Genomic DNA, 19,123 nt, shown 5'->3' with positions numbered 1-19,123 from the left:
CGTTTGAGGACGAAGCCCTTACCCTCATACAGATGTCATCCCGTTTCGCCCCGCGCCCCACCCGCACCACCGTGCGCGGCGGCGAAACGGCGATCCCCCAGCCAGCGAGCCAGGGCATACCCCGCCAGGCCACGGCAGGGCAGACCCGCACCTGGACCCCGCCCCACCCCCTGAACCTGGGCCTGACCGTGGGCCCCCTGCGCAGAGGCCCCGCGGACCCCACGTTCCGCGCGACCCCGGACGGCACGGCCTGGCGGGCGAGCCGCACCCCTGAGGGGCCCGGCACGCTCCGGGTGGCCCTGCGCGGCGCCACGGTGGAGGCCGAGGCCTGGGGCCCGGGAGCGACCTGGCTCCTGGACCAACTCCCGCACCTGCTCGGCGAGTCGGACACCCCGGAGGACTTCACCCCCCGCCACCGCCTCCTCGCGGTGACAGCGCATCGTCGCCCCGGCCTCCGCCTGATCCGCACGGGCCTGGTCATGGAGTCCCTGATCCCGTCGATCCTGGAACAGAAGGTCACGACGGACGAGGCGTACCGCGCCTGGCGCCTCCTGGTCCGCAAGTACGGCGAACCGGCACCCGGCCCGGTGCCCGAGCAGCTGCGCATGTACGTCATGCCGGACCCGAGGACCTGGACCCTGATCCCGTCCTGGGAGTGGCACAAGGCGGGCGTGGACAACAAGCGCGCCTCGACGATCCTGCGCGCGGCGCGTGTGGCCGCGCGCCTGGAGGAGGCGGCGGCGATGGAACCGCTCAAGGCCCAGGCCCGCCTGGAACTGATCCCGGGCATCGGACCGTGGACCTCGGCGGAGACGATCCAGCGCAGCAACGGCGCCCCGGACGCGGTCACGGTCGGCGACCTCCACCTGCCGGGCATCGTCGGCTACGCCCTCGCCGGCGACCGCACGGCGGACGACGAGGAGATGCTGCGCCTGCTGGCCCCCTACGAGGGCCAGCGGCACCGGGCGGCCCGCCTGATCCTCCTGAGCGGCCGCACGCCGGCCCGCAGAAAACCAAAGATGCCGAAGACGGACATCGCGCTGTTTTAAAGCGCCCCGCAAGGGGGCCCGTAAGGGAGGCGGGGAACTGCGCGCCAATCCCCCACAGGCGCGCACCCGAATTCAGCCCCGCAACACCCCCGCCCAAAGACGCTCAACGCCCAGGGGCGAGCTACCGCACAGCGATGAAGTCCTCCGCATCCCGCGCGGCCCGAGCGCCGGGCTCGACCGCCCCGTGCCCGACAGCCACCGCTCCCATCGGGTCCCACGACTCCGGAAGCCCGAGAACGTCCCGTACGACATCCCGGCAGAACATCGTCGACGACACCCACGCGGACCCGAGACGCTCCCCGGCGAGGGCCACGAGGAAGTTCTGCACCCCGGCACCGGCCGCGACGACGAACATCTCCCGCTCGGCCGCGTCCCGCCGCTCGTCCCCGTACGTGTGCGAGCCGTCCATGACGAGGCAGGGCACCACCAGGTAGGGGGCCTTGCGCAGGACATCCCCCCGGCGTACGCGCTTCGCGATGGACTCGGCGGACTTGCCGTCCCGCTCCAGATCGGCGACCCACGCGTCCCGCATCGCGTCGAGCAGCCGCACCCTGGAGTCCTCGGACTCCAGAAGGACGAACCGCCACGGCGTCGTGTGATGCGGCGCCGGCGCGGTCACCGCGGCCGCCACGGCCCGCCGCACGGCCCCGGGGTCCACCGGCTCGTCGGTGAACTCCCGCACGGTCCGCCGCTGCGTCACCGCTTCCCGCACGGCCTCGGACGTGCCGAGCCGGAACATGTCGTCACGCGAGGACCGCACCATGACGCGAGCCCCCTCGCCGGTCTCCCCGACGACGTGCGGCAGCCCGCGGACCACCGCGACCGGCAGCCCGCCGGCCTTCCCCTTGACCAGATCGCCCGCCGCGGCCAGCTCGTCCGCCGTGGCGACGACCGTCGCGCTCAGCGGATTGCCGTACGCGTCGACGCCGCCCCGCAGATCGTCGAGGACCCGCACGCCCGCCGCCCCGATGGCGACGTCGGTGAGGCCGTTGCGCCAGGGGCGCCCGAAGGTGTCGGTGACCACGACGCCGACGTCCACGCCCAGCGCGTCCCGCAGCCCGTCCCGCACCGCGCGCGCCGAGGCGTCGGCGTCCTCGGGCAGCAACAGGACGGTCCCGGCGGGCGTGTTGGAGGCGTCGACACCGGCGGCGGCCATCACGAGGCCCTGCCGGTTCTCGACGATGCGCAGGGTCCCGCGCCGCGCCACGACCCGTACGGTCTCGGCGTCGATGGCCGCTTCGCGGTCCCGGGCCTCGACGATCCGCCCCTCGGCCTTGCTGACGATCTTCGAGGTGACCAGGAGCACGTCACCGTCGGCGAGCCCCGGCTCGGCCGCGGCGATCAGCTTGGCGAGGTCGTCCCCGTGCCGCACCTCGGGCAGCCCGGGCACGGCCCAGACCCGGAACGACGGCGTGGCCCCGGACGCACAGGACGTCACGCCCGCACCTCCTCCGCGAGGGCGAGCGCCGCACGCGCCATCTCGGCGGTCGCGTCGTCGTCGCGCATCATCAGCGGGATCGCCCGGCACCGGATGCCCGCCGACTCGACCCGTTCGACGACCCCGGCGTCCACGGTGTCGACGAGCCAGCCGTCGAGCAGCCCGCTTCCGTAGTGCTCGGCGACCGCGGCGGCCGACGACTCCACGCCCACCGCGGCAAGGACCTTGTCGGCCATGCCCCGCACGGGCGCGTCCCCGACGATGGGGGAGAGCCCGACGACGGGCACGCCCGCGTCGGCGATGGCCTCGCGGATGCCCGGCACGGCGAGGATCGTCCCGACGCTCACCACGGGGTTGGACGGCGGGAAGAGCACGACGTCCGCCTCGGCGATCGCCTCCAGGACGCCGGGCGCGGGCTTGGCCTGGTCCGCGCCGACCGGCACGACGGCGTGCGCGTCCACGGACGCCCGAAGCCGCACCCAGTACTCCTGGAAGTGCACGGCCTTCTGCTCGCCGTCGACCGTGACGGCGACATGCGTCTCGACGCGGTCGTCCGACATCGGGATGAGCCGCACGCCGGGCTGCCACCGCTCGCACAGCGCTTCCGTCACCGCGCTGAGCGGGAATCCGGCGGCCAGCATCTGCGTCCGCACGATGTGCGTGGCGAAGTCACGGTCGCCGAGCCCGAACCACTCGGGCCCGACCCCGTACGCCGCGAGCTCTTCCTTGACCTTGAACGTCTCGTCCGTACGTCCCCAGCCCTGCTCTTCGTTGATGCCGCCGCCGAGGGTGTACATCACGGTGTCGAGGTCGGGGCAGACCTTCAGCCCGAACAGGTGAATGTCGTCACCGGTGTTGCCGATGACGGTGATGTCCGCGTCAGGCGCGGTTTTCTTGAGCCCGCGGAGGAAACGGGCGCCGCCGATACCGCCGGCCAGGACCACAATGCGCATGGGGCCCAGCATGTCAGGCAGGTACGACAGCGCGTCAGGCGGTTACGACATCTCCGGCCGCCGGAGCGGTGGCCCGTACGCCGCACTGCGCCGCGTGCATCGGCATGTCGGTCAGGCCGGGGTAGTAGATGTGCAGGCTGACGGCCGGTTCCAGGGAGTCGTTGACGACGTCGTGGACGTACCCGGGCGCGAACACGCGTTGGGACCCGGCGCCGAGCGCGCGCTGCCCGCGCTCCGTACGCTCCGTCAGTTCGCCCTCCAGGACCGTCAGTACGCCGGAGGAGCGGCCGTGGTCGTGCGTTCCGCTGCCCTGTCCCGGGACCCAGGAGAGCAGCCAGACCTCGTAGCCGGGTCCGGTGCGCAGCCGGTGGTACCAGCGGCTCGTCGCGTCGTACTCGACGAGGTGGGACCACTGGGCGCGGTCGGCCGCGATGGTGCGGGCCAGGCCGACGAACTCGGCCACGGTGGCCGGGTGCTCGCGGGCGGGCTGCAGGAGGTGGGTGACTTCGAGGATGTCGCCGGCGATCTGGAGGTCGCTGTCGCTGTTCATGGTGCGGTGGTTCCTCAACGTGAGTGCTGGGGTGTCGCGAGGGAGGGGTGAAGCGATGGAGCGAAGGCGGCTCGGGCGAGGAAGCGCCGGAGCGGGCTCAACAGCTGGAAGCGGGATGGCTCAACAGCTGGAACAGGAACAGAGACAGCGCGCGTGGGCAGCGCCGAGGAGCCCGCTGGTGCGGGTCGTCGGGAGTGCCAAGTTTGCGAGCATGCCCACTAGAACAGCGGCTCACACCTTCTCTGTCAACTCTATGTCCGGTATGTGGGATATGTTTCACCTCATCCGGTTGTTCTGTCAGGTGAAAGGTTTGTGCATGGGGTTCACGGGACACCCAGGGTCACATCGCGCTTCACCCGGCGCGTAAACCCCGGCAGGCTCCCGTGACCCGAATGTGATCCCCTTCGCTTCGGTGGAGCGGTCGCAACGGGATCGTTCCCCGTGACGTCCTTCCCTGGTGAAGGCGGTCGCGGGGCGCCTTGGGATGGGCCACCGGCAAGTGACGGGGTTTATGCCGATTTGAACACTTTCCGCATTACCTTGGTTCCGCAGGGTGAATAAGGGGCCCAATAGCAGATCTCGGCTTGACTGGCCCGGATCGGCACACTTGTAATTTCACTCGTGTCGTTCAACCGAAATCGGTAACGGCAAGCACCACGGGGACGCACAGACAGACGAGGGGCGCACATGACCGAGCTGGTTCAGGAACTGCTGGTCGAGGACGCGGACGAGGAACTCGGCTGGCAGGAGCGCGCGCTGTGCGCCCAGACCGATCCCGAGTCCTTCTTCCCCGAGAAGGGCGGCTCCACGCGAGAGGCCAAGAAAGTCTGCCTCGCCTGTGAGGTTCGCTCGGAATGCCTTGAGTACGCACTGGCGAACGACGAGCGGTTCGGAATCTGGGGCGGCCTTTCGGAGCGGGAACGCCGCCGTCTGAAGAAGGCCGCCGTCTGAACACCAGCTGGATCCGCCCGACCAAACGGCACACACCCCTACGTAAGGAACAGCCCGTCGCCCGTGGGTTATCCACAGGCGGCGGGCTGTCGTGATGCCAGCCGTTAGTGTGGGGCCCCGTCCGAGACGCCCCGGCGCCCCCATGAAGCGCAGGCGTCCACCGCAGTCCATCGAACCGGGGCCCGTACCTCGATGTCCGTGCACAGCCATTCGGCAGCCAGTCACCACGACGCCGCTGCCGCTCCTGAGTTCCCGCGGCACGTAGTCACCGCCGTGATCGTCTCCCACGACGGCGCGCGCTGGCTGCCCGACGCCCTCGCCGGCCTGCTCGGCCAGGAACGCCCGGTGCAGAACGCCGTGGCCGCGGACACCGGCAGCGCGGACGACTCCGCCCGCCTGGTCACCGAGGCGCTCGGCCCCGACCGTGTCCTGCACCTGGCCCGGCGCTCCGGCTTCGGCACCGCCGTCGACGAGGCGCACCGCATCGCCGGCGTGCTGACCCCGGAAGAGCTGCCGTACCTGAAGCGCCCCAGCGGCTGGGACCCGGTCAGCAGGTCCTGGCGCGACGACGCCTACGACCTCCCCGAACTGCCCCACGGCGAGCCCGAACAGTGGCTGTGGCTGCTGCACGACGACTGCGCGCCCGAACCCGGCGCCCTCGCCGAACTGCTCCGCGTCGTGGAGAACGAACGCGAGGTCGGCAAGGACGTCGCGATCGTCGGCCCCAAGCTGCGCGGCTGGTACGACCGCCGCCAACTCCTCGAGGTCGGCGTCTCCATCGCCAACAGCGGCCGCCGCTGGACCGGCATCGACCGGCGCGAACAGGACCAGGGCCAGCACGACCACGTACGGCCCGTGCTCTCGGTGTCCACCGCGGGCATGCTGATCCGGCGGGACGTCTTCGACGAACTCGGCGGTTTCGACCGGCGCCTGCCGCTCATGCGGGACGACGTCGACCTGTGCTGGCGCGCCCAGAACGCGGGCCACCGCGTCCTCATCGCCCCCGAAGCCGTCGTCCGGCACGCCGAGGCCTCCTCGCGCGAGCGCCGCACCGTCGACTGCGTCGGGCGTACGTCGACGTCGCCGCACCGCGTGGACAAGGCGGGCGCCTCCTACACCCTGCTCGTCAACGCCCGTACGGCCGTGCTGCCCTGGGTGCTCTTCCGGCTCGTCTTCGGCACCCTGCTGCGCACCGTGGCGTATCTGGTCGGCAAGGTCCCCGGCCAGGCGGTCGACGAGGTCGCCGGGCTCCTGGGCACACTGCTGCGGCCCGGACGGATCGTCAGCGCCCGCAAGGAGCGCGGCAAGTCGGCGCTCGAACCGTCCGAGATGCGGCCGCTCTTCCCGCCGCCCGGCGCCACCGTGCGCGCCACCGTCGAACAGGTCGCCGGCAACATCGTCGGCCGCTCCGACCCCGAGGCCGTCACCGGCGCGGGGCGGCACGGGGCCGTCGAGACCGGCCCCGGCGGGGACGACGCGGACTTCCTGCAGGTCGAGCAGTTCGCCCGCGTCAAGCGCCTGGCCCGCAAGCCGGGACCGATGCTCTTCGTGGTGCTGCTGTTCGCCTCGCTCATCGCCTGCCGCGAACTCCTCGGCAGCGGTGCGCTCGCGGGCGGCGCGCTGCTGCCCGCACCCGGCGACTCCTCGGCCCTGTGGGCGCGCTATCTCGACGCCTGGCACCCGGTCGGCACCGGCGGCACGCAGTCGGCGCCGACCTACCTCGCGCTCGTCGCGGGGCTCAGCAGCCTGCTGTTCGGTTCCACCGGGCTCGCGGTCACGGTCCTCCTGGTGGGCTCGGTGCCGCTGGCCGGCTTCGCCGCCTACTTCGCCTCGCGGCCACTGGTCGAGTCGCGCCTGCTGCGTGCCTGGGCCTCGGTCGCGTACGCCTTCCTGCCGGCCGCCACGGGCGCGCTCGCGGGTGGACGCATCGGCACCGCCGTCCTCGCGATCCTGCTGCCGCTCATGGCGCGCGCGGGCATCGCGGCGAGCGGACTGACCTCCCCGGAGGGCACCCGCGGAAGCTGGCGCGCCTCATGGGCGTTCGCCCTGCTCCTGACGCTCACCACCGCCTTCACGCCGATCGTGTGGCCGATCGCCCTGGTGCTCGGCCTCGCGCTCCTGGTGGTGCGCAGGGGCGACATCACGGCGTACGGCCTGCGCTTCCTCGCCGCGCTCGGCACCCCGCTCCTGATCCTCGCGCCCTGGTCGATCTCGCTGCTGCCCTTCGGCTTCTTCGGTGAGGCGGGACTCGAGTTCGGCGTCGGCTCCGCGACCGGGCTCGACCTGCTCGGGGGCAGCCCCGGCGGCCCCGGCACCGTGGACGGGCTGCTGCTCATCGGCATCGTGCTCGCCGCCCTGGCCGCCCTGCTGCGTACGGAGCGGCAGCTCGCCGTCCGCACCGCCTGGATCGCCGCGCTGGTCTCCCTGGTGTTCGCCGCGCTCTCGAACAGCTCGGCGTGGGCAGGCCCCGCGACCCTCGGGTACGGCCTCGCGCTCCTCGCCGCCGCCGCGCTCGGTGCCGACGGCGCACGCACGCGTGTCGCCGAGCAGAGCTTCGGCTGGCGCCAGCCGGTCGCCGTCCTCATCGCCTTCGCGGCGGCCGCCGGGCCGCTGCTCGTCGCCGCCGGGTGGATGATCCGCGGCGCCGACGGCCCCCTGGAGCGGCGCGACCCGGTCCAGGTGCCCGCGTTCGTCGCCGAGGAGAGCGGCACGCAGGACCAGGCCCGCACGCTCGTCCTGGACAGCGAATCGGCCGCCGAGGTGTCGTACACCCTCGTCCGCGGCTCGGGCGCTCGCCTCGGTGACGCCGAACTCGCCGACGCAGGCGGCTCGAACGGGCACCTGGACAAGATCGTCGCCCGCCTCCTCGCGGGCTCCGGCGCCGACCAGGCCGACCAGCTCGGCGGTTTCGCCGTGCGCTACGTCCTCGTACGCGACGGCGCGCCCCGCCAGATGAGCCGCACCCTGGACTCCACCCCCGGCCTGACCCGGCTCAGCCAGGAGGACGGCAGCGCCCTGTGGCGCGTGGACCGCCAGGTCGCGCGCGCCGCGATCGTCCCCGAGTCCGGCGACCCCCTGCCGGTGGCCGCGGGCCCCGTGGAGCTGCACACGAACATCCCGGCCGGCGACGAGGGCCGCACCCTGCGGCTCGCCGACGCCGTCGACGCGGGCTGGACGGCGACCCTGGACGGCCGCACGCTGACCCCGACCACGCTGGACGGCTGGGCGCAGGGCTTCGAACTGCCCGCGTCGGGCGGACGCCTGGACGTCACGCACGCGACTCCCGTGGGGCACACGGGATGGCTGTGGGCCCAGGGCGCGCTCGCCGTGGTCCTGGTGGTCCTCGCCCTTCCCGGACGCCGCCGCGACGTGGACGACGACCTCCCCGACGAGCCCGTCGTCCCGGCCCAGCCGGTCGAGGGCGAGGGACGCAGGGCCCGCAGGTTGCGGGCCGCGCAGGCCGAGCAGGACGCCGCGCAGGGAGGCGCCGGGCAGGACGACGCCGGCACTCCGCCTCCCCCTCCGGAGGAGGAAGGCACCTACGCCGCCGTGCCCCAGCAGCAGACGCCGTCGCACGACGAGTGGCAGGCCCCCGTCCCCGCGGGCGCCGACTACGGCACGTACGAGGGCGAGCAGCGGTACCAGGACGCGCAGTACCCCGCGGGTTCGTACGACCAGCCCGCGTACCAGGACCCCTACCAGGGCGGCCAGTACGACCCGTACGCCTACGGAGGCACCCAGGGCGGACAGGGCGGCGGCGAGCAGTACGGCCAGTCGTACGACGCCGCGTACGGGCAGCAGCCCCCGATGCCGCCCCGGCCCCCGCAGCCGCCGCACGGCACCGACAGTGAGCGCCCCGACGGGAGCCAGCAGTGAACCGCACGACCCAGTCCCTGATCGCCGCCGTGGCCGCGCTCGCCGCGGTCACCGGTTTCGCCGTGGCCAACGCGCCCGACGACGGCGGCGACGACGGCGCGAAGGCGGCCGCGCGGCTGCCCGTGGAGCGCACCAGCCTGCTCTGCCCGGTGCCCAGCTCCTCCGACCTCGCCGAGACCTCGTACACGGCGTTCACGCCCGGCGGCGAGGGCGAGGGCTCCGGCAAGACGGGCAAGGCGGAACTGCTGCCCGCCACCAGGGCGTTGAAGGTCACGCCGGAGGGCGCCGCCAGGGAAGAGAAGAAGGACGACAAGCCCTTCCTGACCTCGAAGGCGCCGGGCGAGCCGGTCACCGGCGAGGAGTCCGGCGGCGAGTCGCCCGCGCTCCTGGGCACCGCGGACGGCCGACAGGCCCCCGGCTGGACCGTCCAGCAGACCACCAAGTACGCGGTGGGCAGCGGCCGCGGCATCCAGGGCACCAACTGCGCGGCGCCCGACACGGACTTCTGGTTCCCGGGCGCGAGCACCGCCAAGGACCGCAGTGACTACGTCCACCTGACCAACCCGGACGACTCCGCGGCCGTCGTCGACATCGAGCTGTACGGCAAGGACGGCGCCCTCAAGACCGAGGTGGGCGAGGCGATCCAGGTCCAGCCGCACTCCAGCGTCCCGGTCCTGCTGTCCACGCTCGCGGCCCAGGAGCAGACCAACCTCACGATGCACGTCACCGCGCGCAGCGGCCGGGTCGCGGCCGCCGTGCAGTCGTCGGACGACAAGCTCGGCGGCGACTGGCTGCCCCCGTCCGCCGACCCCGCGAGCCGCCTGGTCCTGCCCGGCATCCCCAAGGACGCCACTTCGGTACGCCTGGTCGCCTTCACCCCCGGCGTCGACGACGCCGACCTGAAGGTGCAACTGGCCTCGCCCACCGGTTCGATCAGCCCGGCCGGACACGCGAGCCTGCACGTCAAGTCCGGCATGACGACGGCCGTGGACCTCGGCGACGTCACCAAGGGCGAGGCGGGCTCGCTGATCCTGACGCCGACGGAAGAGGCGGTGCCCGTGGTGGCGGCCCTGCGCGTCACCCGGGGCAAGGGCGCCGACCAGGAGACGGCGTTCATCCCCGCGACGAACTCGATCGGCGCGCGCGCGACGGCGGCCGACAACCGGGCCAAGGGCTCCACCCTGTCGCTCGTGGCCCCCGGCGAGACCGGCAAGGTGAGGGTCACGGCGTCGAAGGGCAGCGAAGGCGGCTCGCCGACGACCAAGACGTACACGGTCAAGGGCGGCACGACCCTGGGGGTCGAGGCGCCCGTCCCGAGCGGCCTCAAGGGCACGTACGCGCTCACGGTGGAACCGGTGTCGGGGGGCGACGTCCATGCCTCCCGCATGCTGGAGGACCCGGAGGACGGCGTCCCGATGTTCACCGTCCAGACCCTGCCGGACGACCGGGGGACGGTGTCGGTGCCTCAGGCGGAGCAGGATCTGAAGGTGCTGCAGAAGTAGGTGCTGCAGAAGTAGGGACTGCGGAAGTAGGCGCCGCGCTCAGTCTTCCCCGTAGCGCGGGTCGACCGACTCGGGCGAGAGGCCGAGGAGCTCGGCGACCTGCTCGACCACGACTTCGTGGACGAGCGCGGCCCGCTCGTCCCGCCCCTTGGTGCGGATCTCCACCGGACGCCGGTAGATGACGACCCGCGCGGGACGGTCACCGGAGGCCTCGATCGTGCCGCCCAACGGCACGACGTCATCGCTCCAGTCGTCCTCGCCCGCGCCTCCGCCCCGCCCCAGCGCGGGAACCTCGAGCACCAGGAAGTCGATCTCGCTCAGCTGCGGCCATCGCCGCTCCAGGCGTTCCACGGAGTCCTGCACGAGGTCGGTGAAGACCTCGGCGCGGCTGGCGGACAGCGGCACCTGGGGCGGCGCCACGGGTCCGCGCATACCCCTGCCGTGGCGGTCGCGGCGGCGGGGCCTGGGGTCTGCGGTGCGGGGCTGTACGGGGTCGTCCATCACTGACGAAGAGTAGTCCTCGGCATCGGCGTTTCCGCACAGCTTCCGCCGGGCTGCCGTGCGGCGTCCGTACCGCTTCGGCGCTGCTTTCGTACGGCTTCCGTGCTGCTTCCGCGCTGCTTCCGGCCGGCGTGCCGCATGTCGTCCGATGACCATTCCGGCCAGGGTTGGGCCCAATTCCGTATCTCTCCGCGACCGTCGACCTCGCGATGAATGACGGTATTTGCGCCAAGTAGTGACCGGATTCAACACCACCGGCCACTCGGGCCCCTTGCGTCACCGCAGGTCAGCAAGGCGCCGCGGGGGCGTGTGGTGGCGGGGGGCACCGCACGACACGGTGGGGTGACCTCGCGGAGAGTCGTCGCGGCCCGCTCAAGAGTGCGGTACCGTCCAACATCGTGAGCCCTGTACGTCGCTGTTCGCGCACCGCTTGCGGCCGTCCCGCCGTCGCGACGCTGACGTACGTCTACGCCGACTCGACCGCGGTCCTCGGCCCCCTCGCCACCTACGCCGAACCCCACTGCTACGACCTCTGTGCCGAGCACTCCGAGCGCCTCACCGCGCCCCGCGGCTGGGAGGTCGTCCGGCTCGCCGACTCCTCCGGACCGGCCCGCCCCAGCGGTGACGACCTCGAAGCGCTCGCCAACGCGGTGCGCGAGGCGGCCCGCCCGCAGGAGCGCGCCGCGGAGGCCGGTGGCGGAGCGCGCAGGGCGGACCCGATGGAGGTCGCGCGCCGCGGCCATCTCCGGGTGCTGCGCTCACCGGATTCCTGAACCGCCCCTCTCCGGAGACCTCGTTCGTTTCCCGAAGGCCTCCGTCGTCTCTCCGAAGGCCTCCGTGTCTCTCCGGAGACCTCTGTTGTTCATCGCTGAACAAGTTCTCCCGTACGACCCATTGACGTGCCCATGTCGGTGACTCGACCATTCCCCCAGCCGTGAGAGATCACGTTCCGCATCGCGGAATACGGAAATGGAACCGGGGAGCCGCCCGTGTACGTGCAGCAGCTGGAGCCCGTGGCCGATTCGCTCGGCCTGTCCGCCCTCGTCGCGACCCTGCCCCTCCTGACCGTCCTCGTCCTGCTCGGCGCCGTCCGCATGAAGGCCCACCACGCGGGCCTCATCGGCCTCGGTGTCGCCGCCCTCGTCGCCTGGATCGCGTACGGGATGCCGCTCGGCCAGACCGCGTCCGGTGCCGCGCAAGGTGCCCTCTTCGGGCTCTTCCCCATCCTGTGGATCGTCGTCAACGCCCTGTGGGTGTACCGGATGACGGTCCGCACCCGGCACTTCGACATCCTGCGCCGCTCCTTCGGACGGCTCTCGGACGATCCGCGCATCCAGGCGCTCGTCGTGGCCTTCTGCTTCGGGGCGCTCCTTGAGGCGCTCGCCGGCTTCGGGGCGCCCGTCGCGATCTCCGCGGTGATGCTGGTGGCGCTCGGCTTCGACCCGGTCAAGGCCGCCGTCGTCGCCCTCGTGGCCAACACCGCGCCCGTCGCCTTCGGCGCCATGGGCACCCCCGTGGTGACGCTCGCGCAGGTCACAGGCCTTCCGCTGGACACCGTCGCCACGGTCGTCGGCCGCCAGACGCCGCTGCTCGCCCTGGTCGTGCCGCTGCTCCTGGTCTTCCTGGTGGACGGGCGGCGCGGCCTGCGCGAGACCTGGGTGCCCGCCCTGGTGTGCGGATTCGCCTTCGCCGCCGCGCAGTTCGCCGCGTCCAACTACGTCTCGGCCCAGCTGGCCGACATCGGGGCGGCCTTGGCCGGCGCGGGTGCGCTGATGGCGGTGCCCGGCGCGCGCAAGCCCGCCGCGGAGCCCGTACGCGTCGCCGTCCTGACCGGCGCGCGCAGCGAAGACCTGGACCAGGACGACCCGCGCCCCGAGATCCTGCGCGCCTACGCCCCGTACGCCCTGATCGTCGCCATCTTCTCGGTCGCCCAGATCCCGCCGGTCAAGGACCTTCTTGCCAAGGCGACGCAGACCTTCGACTGGCCCTTCCTGAACGTCGCCGATCCCGACGGTGACCCGGTGAGCGGCAACCTCTTCTCGCTGCCGCTCGTGGCGACGGGCGGGACGCTCGTGCTGCTCGCCGGTGTGGGCACGGCCGCCGTCATCGGCGTGCACGCGCGCGTGGCGGTGCGGGAGTGGCTCGCGACCGTGCACGAACTGCGGTTCGCGATCCTCACCGTGACGTCCGTGCTCGCCCTCGCCTACGTGATGAACCTGTCCGGACAGGCGGCCACCATCGGCCACTTCGTGGCGGCGGCCGGCGCGGGGCTCGCCTTCCTCTCACCGGTGCTCGGCTGGTTCGGCGTCGCGGTCTCCGGCTCGGACACCTCGGCCAACGCGCTCTTCGGCGCGCTCCAGGTGACGGCGGCTCAGCAGTCCGGGCTCTCGCCCGAACTGCTCGCGGCCGCCAACAGTTCCGGCGGCGTGCTCGGCAAGATGATCTCCCCGCAGAATCTGACGATCGCGTGCGCGGCGGTCGGACTCGCGGGCAAGGAGGGCGACCTGCTGCGCAAGGTGCTGCCCTGGAGCCTCGCCCTGTTGCTGGTGATGTGTCTGATCGTGGTGGGGCAGAGCACGGTGGTGCTCGGCTGGATGCTGCCGTGACGAGAGCCTGACGTCCGGCTGACGGAGGCTTGACGCCGCTCACAGCTGGTTGTCAGTTGTTGCGGGTAGTTTGGGGTGACCGGCGAGCACTCGCCCGAGTACTTTCCGCATCCGCTGAACTCGCAGAACCTGCAGAGAGGGTTGGCCGTGACTGCTGATCTGTCCCAGATCGTGAAGGCGTACGACGTGCGCGGGGTGGTCCCGGACCAGTGGGACGAGTCGCTGGCCGAGCTGTTCGGTGCCGCCTTCGCGAAGGTGACGGGCGCGGACGCGATCGTGACCGGGCACGACATGCGGCCGTCGTCGCCCGGCCTCTCCCGGGCCTTCGCGCGCGGTGCCGCGGCGCTCGGCGTCGACGTCACGGAGATCGGCCTCTGCTCGACGGACCAGCTCTACTACGCGTCGGGCGCGCTGAACCTGCCCGGCGCGATGTTCACGGCCTCGCACAACCCCGCCCAGTACAACGGCATCAAGATGTGCCGCGCGGGCGCCGCCCCGGTCGGCCAGGACACCGGCCTCGCCGACATCCGCGCCCTCGTGGAGGGCTGGTCGGCGACCGGCGCCCCGGAGCCGGCCGGCACGCCCGGCACGCTCACCGAGCGGGACACCCTCAAGGACTACGCGGCGCACCTGCGCGGCCTGGTGGACCTGACGTCCATCCGCCCCCTGAAGGTCGTCGTCGACGCGGGCAACGGCATGGGCGGGCACACCGTCCCGACGGTCTTCGAGGGCCTGCCGCTCACGCTGGTGCCGATGTACTTCGAGCTGGACGGCACCTTCCCGAACCACGAGGCCAACCCCCTCGACCCGAAGAACATCGTGGACCTGCAGCAGCGGGTGCGCGAGGAGGGCGCCGACCTCGGCATCGCCTTCGACGGCGACGCGGACCGCTGCTTCGTCGTCGACGAGAACGGCGACCCGGTCTCCCCGTCGGGGATCACCGCCCTGGTCGCCGCACGCGAGCTCGCGCGCAATGGCGGCAAGGGCACCGTCATCCACAACCTCATCACCTCCTGGTCGGTCCCCGAGGTCGTCCGGGAGAACGGCGGCACGCCGGTCCGTACCCGCGTGGGTCACTCCTTCATCAAGGAGGAGATGGCCAAGACGGGCGCGATCTTCGGCGGCGAGCACTCGGCGCACTACTACTTCCGCGACTTCTGGAACGCGGACACGGGCATGCTGGCCGCGCTCCACGTCCTCGCCGCGCTCGGCGGCCAGGACGGCCCGCTGTCGGCCCTCGTCGCGCAGTACGACCGCTATGCGGGCTCCGGCGAGATCAACTCCACGGTCGACGACCAGACGGCCCGCCTCGCCGCGATCAAGGCGAGGTACGCCGGCCAGGAGGGCGTCACCCTCGACGAGCTGGACGGCCTCACGGTGACGTCCACGGACTGGTGGTTCAACGTCCGGGCCTCCAACACGGAACCGCTCCTGCGCCTGAACGTGGAGGCCCGCGACGAGGCGACGATGACGAGGACCCGGGACGAGGCCCTGGGCATCATCCGAGGCTGAGGACGTATGGGGGGAGGGGGATGGGTGCCCGTACGCATCCCCCCCCGCACCCCCGTTTGTGGGCAGGCGTTCCGCAGGGCGATGGGGGTCCCCCCTCGAACGCAGCTGAGAGTGGGGGAGGGTGGGCGCAAACGCCCACCGGGCCGCAGAGGCGAAAGCGACGGAAGTCCCACCCGCGGGGCCTGGGGCGAAGCCCCGGCAGCACACACGCAAAGGCCCCGGGGCCAGCAGAGGCCCAGGGGCCGGCGGTAGGCTGACCAGGCGACATTCTTCGCCCCACCGCTCGAAGGGACCCACCCCATGCCGCTCGAAGCCGGCCTCCTGGAGATCCTCGCCTGCCCGGCCTGCCACGCCCCCCTCAAGGAGGCGGACACGGAGCTGGTCTGCACGGCGTCCGCGAAGGACTGCGGCCTTGCCTACCCCGTCCGCGACGGCATCCCCGTCCTCCTCGTCGACGAGGCCCGCCGCCCCGCGTAAGGCCCCGCAAGGCCGCCCGGGGCAGACGCCCCGCAAAGCCCCGCCAGGCCCCGCGTAACGACAAGAAGTGCGAGCGGCGGCGCCCCCGCCCCGTCGCCCGGCGAATCGGAGGCCCGACCCCATGCTCGACGAATCGCTGCTCGACGCTCCCGAGGCACTCGCGGTGGCCGACCGCCGCGGCCTCCTCCGGGGCGCCGCGGAGGCAGGTGCCCGCGTCCGCACAGCGGTGCGGCACGCGACGGAGGCCGGCCTCACCCAGCTCAAGCCGGACGGCCGCCCCCGGGCCATCCTGATCGCGGGCCCCGGCACGGCCGCCACCTGCGTGGCGGATCTGCTCAGCACCCTCGCGGGCGCCGGCTGCCCCGTGATCCGCCTCGCGCCCACCGGCGTGGCCCCCGCGGCGGGCGCCCTGCGCTGGGCGCTCCCCGGCTGGGCGGGCCCGTTGGACCTGCTGCTCATCGCCACCCCGGACGGCACGGAACCGGGCCTCGAACTCCTCGCGGGCCAGGCCTACCGCCGCGGCTGCACGGTCGTGGCCGTCGCCCCCGCCCGCTCCCCGCTCGCGGAGGGCGTGGAGGGCTCGCACGGCCTCACGGTCCCGATGGCCACCTCCCCGTACGGGGAGTACGAGACCCCGCACGACGGAGAGCGCGCCTCCGAGGCGTACGAGGCACGCCGCGTGGACGACGAGGCCGCGGCCTCCGCCCCCGCCACCCTCTGGGCCCTGCTCACCCCGCTCCTCATCCTGCTGGACCGCACCGGCCTGATCACCGCACCGCCCGAGACCCTGCAGAAGATCGCCGACCGCCTCGACCACGTCGCGGAACGCTGCGGCCCGGTCGTCGCGACGTACGGCAACCCCGCCAAGACGCTCGCCGCGGAGCTCGACGAGACCCTCCCGGTGATCTGGACCGAGGGCGGGCTCGCGGGCCCCGTGGGCCGCCGTTTCGCCGCCGGCCTCGCCGAGCTCGCCGGGCACCCCGCGGTCGCGGGCGAACTGCCCGAGTCCCTGCCCGCGCACGGCGCCCTGCTCGCGGGCAACCTCGCTTCGGGCGGTGACGGCGACGGCGACGACTTCTTCCGCGACCGCGTCGAGGAACCCCAGCAGCTCCGTGCACGCGTCGTCCTGCTCCGCGACCGCCCGGTGGACGCCGGAGGCCTCAGCGCGGCGCCCGCGGCCCGCGAGCTCGCCCACGGCCACGACATCGCGATCAGCGAGCTCGAACCGGAGGACGGCGACGCCCTGGAGATGCTCGCGGAGCTGATCGCCGTCACGGATTTCGCCGCCGTTTACCTGGCGCTCGCCCCGAGGGACCGATCATGACCACAGCCCGGTCATGACCTGAGACCTCGCACCGCACTGCATGGCACCGCACTGCGTGGCACCGCACCGCATGGCCCCGCATCGCCCGCACCGCGTACGTACGTAAGGGAGAACCCCTCCGTGGACCGCCTCACCAACACCATCCGCCCCTACGCCTGGGGTTCCACCACCGCCATCGCGGACCTCATCGGCGTCGAGCCGACCGGTGAACCGCAGGCCGAGATGTGGATGGGCGCCCACCCCGGCGCGCCCTCGCGCACCGAGCGCGGCCCGCTCGACGAGGTGATCGACCAGAACCCGGGGCCGGAGCTCGGCCGGGCGGCCGTCGCCAGGTTCGGCCCGCGCCTGCCCTTCCTCCTCAAGCTCCTCGCCGCGGGCGCCCCGCTCTCCCTCCAGGTCCACCCCGACCTGGAGCAGGCGAGGGAGGGCTACGAGGACGAGGAGAAGCGGGGTGTCCCGATCGACGCCCCGCACCGCAACTACAAGGACGCCAACCACAAGCCCGAACTGATCTGCGCTCTTACGGAGTTCGACGGCCTCTGCGGCTTCCGCGACCCCGTCGAGGCCGCCGACCTGCTGGCCGGTCTGGGCGTCGACTCCTTGAAGCCGTACGTCGACCTGCTGCACGCCAAGCCCGAGGACGGCGCGCTGCGCGAGGTCCTGACGGCCGTACTGACCGCGGACCCCGAGGAGATGGCGGCGACCGTCACCGAGGTCTCCGACGCGGCCCAGCGGCTCGGCGGCGCCTACGCCCCGTACGCGGGCATCGCGCGGCACTACCCCGGCGACCCCGGCGTCATCGCGGCGATGCTCCTCAACCACGTCCGACTGCAGCCCGGCGAGGCCCTGTTCCTCGGCGCCGGAGTCCCGCACGCCTACCTCGACGGCCTCGGCGTCGAGATCATGGCGAACTCGGACAACGTGCTGCGCTGCGGCCTGACCCCCAAGCACGTCGACGTACCCGAACTCCTGCGCATCGTCCGCTTCGAGGCGACCGCCCCCGGAATCCTGCGCCCCGAGGCCGGCCCCGACGGCGAAGAGGTCTACGAGACGCCGATCGACGAGTTCCGCCTCTCCCGCTTCGTCCTGCCCGAGGGCGGAGCCGCGCACGACCTCACCGCCGCCACCCCGCAGATCCTGCTCTGCGTCGCGGGCACCGTGAGCGTGGGCGACGCCGGCGAACTCACGCCCGGCCAGTCCGTGTTCGTCCCCGCGGACGAAAAGGCCGAAGTGTCCGGAGTGGGCACGCTCTTCAGGGCCACTGTGGTGGCCTGACTCACCACCAGCGCCTCGTGCTGCAACAATGACCCACCGCAAAGGCCGGGCAAAGCGGCAGTGGACAAGAACGTACGCAGGCGAAGGGACAACGGGCACACATGAGCGCGTCAGGCGGAACAAAGGCGATTGTCGCGGCACTCGCTGCGAACCTCGCGATCGCGGTGGCGAAGTTCGTCGCGTTCATCTTCAGTGGTTCGTCGTCGATGCTCGCCGAGAGCGTGCACTCGCTCGCGGACTCGGGCAACCAGGGGCTGCTGCTCCTCGGCGGCAAGAAGGCGCAGCGCGAGGCGACCCCCCAACACCCCTTCGGGTACGGGCGTGAGCGCTACATCTACGCCTTCCTGGTCTCCATCGTGCTCTTCTCGGTCGGCGGCATGTTCGCGATCTACGAGGGCTACGAGAAGATCAAGCACCCGCACGAGATCGAGCACTGGTACTGGCCGGTCGGCGTCCTGGTGTTCGCGATCATCGCCGAAGCCTTCTCGTTCCGTACGGCGATCAAGGAGTCGAACCTCACGCGCGGCAACCTCACGTGGACGCAGTTCGTGCGCCGCGCGAAGGCCCCCGAGCTGCCGGTCGTGCTCCTGGAGGACCTGGGCGCGCTGGTCGGTCTGATCCTGGCCCTGGTCGGCGTCAGCCTCGCGCTCGCGACCGGCGACGGCGTCTGGGACGGCATCGGCACGCTCTGCATCGGTGTCCTGCTCATCCTGATCGCGATCATCCTCGCCGCGGAGACCAAGTCCCTGCTCCTGGGCGAGGCCGCGGGCACGGACGAGGTCGAGAAGATCGAGAAGGCCCTGGTCGACGACGACACGGTCACCCGCGTCATCCACATGCGCACGCTGCACCTCGGCCCCGAGGAGCTCCTCGTCGCCGCCAAGATCGCCGTGCGGCACGACGAAACGGCCACCGAGGTGGCTTCCGCGATCAACGCAGCCGAGGAGCGCATCCGCGCGGCGGTCCCGATCGCGCGGGTGATCTACCTGGAGCCGGACATCTACAGCGAGACGGCGGCTGCCGAGGGCACCAACCCGGCGAAGACGCCGGGCGGCCACTGACCTTCCGCCTCTCCCGTACGCAGTCGGGGCCCCGCACCGTGCAGGTGC

The 19,123-nt window shown here is 72.4% G+C and carries 15 protein-coding genes; 11 read left to right on the top strand and 4 right to left on the bottom strand.

Annotation, left to right across the window (positions count from 1 at the left end):
• Positions 1-32: 32 nt before the first annotated feature.
• The gene (locus ACWGIH_RS35885; protein WP_453449119.1) at positions 33-1,049 is read left to right on the top strand and encodes a DNA-3-methyladenine glycosylase family protein; all 1,017 of its coding nucleotides are present in this window, start codon (positions 33-35) and stop codon (positions 1,047-1,049) included.
• Positions 1,050-1,170: 121 nt separating this feature from the next.
• Here ACWGIH_RS35885 and ACWGIH_RS35880 read toward each other — a convergent pair whose 3' ends face one another.
• Genes ACWGIH_RS35880 through ACWGIH_RS35870 form a run of 3 tightly spaced genes read right to left on the bottom strand, consistent with a single transcriptional unit; the run spans position 1,171 to position 3,990 of the window.
• Positions 1,171-2,487 carry a coenzyme F420-0:L-glutamate ligase gene (locus ACWGIH_RS35880; RefSeq protein ID WP_453449121.1) on the bottom strand — a complete coding sequence of 439 codons (1,317 nt, stop codon included), beginning with the start codon at positions 2,485-2,487 and terminating at the stop codon, positions 1,171-1,173.
• A complete protein-coding gene (gene cofD, locus ACWGIH_RS35875) occupies positions 2,484-3,440 on the bottom strand; it encodes a 2-phospho-L-lactate transferase (RefSeq protein ID WP_453449123.1) in 957 nt (318 codons plus the stop codon). The genes ACWGIH_RS35880 and cofD overlap by 4 nt, the downstream gene beginning before the upstream one ends.
• 34 nt (positions 3,441-3,474) lie before the next feature.
• The gene (locus ACWGIH_RS35870; protein ID WP_453449124.1) at positions 3,475-3,990 is read right to left on the bottom strand and encodes a cysteine dioxygenase; all 516 of its coding nucleotides are present in this window, start codon (positions 3,988-3,990) and stop codon (positions 3,475-3,477) included.
• Between the two features lie 687 nt (positions 3,991-4,677).
• Here ACWGIH_RS35870 and ACWGIH_RS35865 point away from each other — a divergent pair.
• The 3 genes from ACWGIH_RS35865 to ACWGIH_RS35855 all read left to right on the top strand — a co-directional run bounded on the left by ACWGIH_RS35865 (position 4,678) and on the right by ACWGIH_RS35855 (position 10,319).
• Positions 4,678-4,941, top strand: coding sequence for a WhiB family transcriptional regulator (locus tag ACWGIH_RS35865; RefSeq protein ID WP_016642094.1), 264 nt, complete (start codon positions 4,678-4,680; stop codon positions 4,939-4,941).
• A 192-nt stretch (positions 4,942-5,133) separates the two neighbouring features.
• Positions 5,134-8,817, top strand: coding sequence for a glycosyltransferase family 2 protein (locus tag ACWGIH_RS35860; protein ID WP_453449125.1), 3,684 nt, complete (start codon positions 5,134-5,136; stop codon positions 8,815-8,817).
• A complete protein-coding gene (locus ACWGIH_RS35855) occupies positions 8,814-10,319 on the top strand; it encodes a DUF5719 family protein (RefSeq protein ID WP_453449126.1) in 1,506 nt (501 codons plus the stop codon). The genes ACWGIH_RS35860 and ACWGIH_RS35855 overlap by 4 nt, the downstream gene beginning before the upstream one ends.
• Positions 10,320-10,358: 39 nt before the next feature.
• Here the strand turns inward: ACWGIH_RS35855 and ACWGIH_RS35850 are convergent, their stop codons facing one another.
• Positions 10,359-10,820, bottom strand: coding sequence for a metallopeptidase family protein (locus tag ACWGIH_RS35850; RefSeq protein ID WP_453449127.1), 462 nt, complete (start codon positions 10,818-10,820; stop codon positions 10,359-10,361).
• Positions 10,821-11,215: 395 nt separating this feature from the next.
• Here ACWGIH_RS35850 and ACWGIH_RS35845 point away from each other — a divergent pair, with 395 nt between their 5' ends.
• The 7 genes from ACWGIH_RS35845 (at position 11,216) to ACWGIH_RS35815 (ending at position 19,075) form a co-directional block, all read left to right on the top strand.
• Positions 11,216-11,593, top strand: coding sequence for a DUF3499 domain-containing protein (locus ACWGIH_RS35845; protein ID WP_363211956.1), 378 nt, complete (start codon positions 11,216-11,218; stop codon positions 11,591-11,593).
• Positions 11,594-11,809: 216 nt separating this feature from the next.
• Positions 11,810-13,426, top strand: coding sequence for an L-lactate permease (locus ACWGIH_RS35840; RefSeq protein ID WP_453449128.1), 1,617 nt, complete (start codon positions 11,810-11,812; stop codon positions 13,424-13,426).
• Between the two features lie 147 nt (positions 13,427-13,573).
• On the top strand, positions 13,574-14,938 hold the full coding sequence (locus ACWGIH_RS35835; protein ID WP_453449129.1) for a phosphomannomutase/phosphoglucomutase: 1,365 nt from the start codon (positions 13,574-13,576) through the stop codon (positions 14,936-14,938).
• Between the two features lie 300 nt (positions 14,939-15,238).
• Entirely contained in the window at positions 15,239-15,415 is a 177-nt protein-coding gene (locus ACWGIH_RS35830; RefSeq protein ID WP_453449130.1) for a Trm112 family protein, read from the top strand.
• A gap of 121 nt (positions 15,416-15,536) precedes the next feature.
• Positions 15,537-16,739: an SIS domain-containing protein gene (locus ACWGIH_RS35825; protein WP_453449131.1), complete on the top strand. Its 1,203-nt coding sequence runs from the start codon at positions 15,537-15,539 to the stop codon at positions 16,737-16,739.
• 120 nt (positions 16,740-16,859) lie between these two features.
• Complete coding sequence (manA, locus tag ACWGIH_RS35820; protein WP_453449132.1) at positions 16,860-18,014, top strand: mannose-6-phosphate isomerase, class I; 1,155 nt, start codon at positions 16,860-16,862, stop codon at positions 18,012-18,014.
• A 101-nt stretch (positions 18,015-18,115) separates the two neighbouring features.
• Entirely contained in the window at positions 18,116-19,075 is a 960-nt protein-coding gene (locus ACWGIH_RS35815; RefSeq protein WP_453449133.1) for a cation diffusion facilitator family transporter, read from the top strand.
• Positions 19,076-19,123 lie beyond the last annotated feature (48 nt).

Source organism: Streptomyces sp. NPDC054872 (assembly GCF_053610705.1).
This window is presented reverse-complemented; position numbering and strand designations above follow the sequence as displayed.

What these genes read in the sequence shown, in the direction of transcription:
- ACWGIH_RS35885 (WP_453449119.1), top strand. Translation starts at nt 33, where the DNA reads ATGTCATCCCGTTTCGCCCCGCGCCCCACCCGCACCACCGTGCGCGGC.
- cofD (WP_453449123.1), bottom strand. Translation starts at nt 3,440, where the DNA reads ATGCGCATTGTGGTCCTGGCCGGCGGTATCGGCGGCGCCCGTTTCCTC.
- ACWGIH_RS35870 (WP_453449124.1), bottom strand. Translation starts at nt 3,990, where the DNA reads ATGAACAGCGACAGCGACCTCCAGATCGCCGGCGACATCCTCGAAGTC.
- ACWGIH_RS35865 (WP_016642094.1), top strand. Translation starts at nt 4,678, where the DNA reads ATGACCGAGCTGGTTCAGGAACTGCTGGTCGAGGACGCGGACGAGGAA.
- ACWGIH_RS35860 (WP_453449125.1), top strand. Translation starts at nt 5,134, where the DNA reads ATGTCCGTGCACAGCCATTCGGCAGCCAGTCACCACGACGCCGCTGCC.
- ACWGIH_RS35850 (WP_453449127.1), bottom strand. Translation starts at nt 10,820, where the DNA reads ATGGACGACCCCGTACAGCCCCGCACCGCAGACCCCAGGCCCCGCCGC.
- ACWGIH_RS35830 (WP_453449130.1), top strand. Translation starts at nt 15,239, where the DNA reads ATGCCGCTCGAAGCCGGCCTCCTGGAGATCCTCGCCTGCCCGGCCTGC.
- ACWGIH_RS35825 (WP_453449131.1), top strand. Translation starts at nt 15,537, where the DNA reads ATGCTCGACGAATCGCTGCTCGACGCTCCCGAGGCACTCGCGGTGGCC.
- ACWGIH_RS35815 (WP_453449133.1), top strand. Translation starts at nt 18,116, where the DNA reads ATGAGCGCGTCAGGCGGAACAAAGGCGATTGTCGCGGCACTCGCTGCG.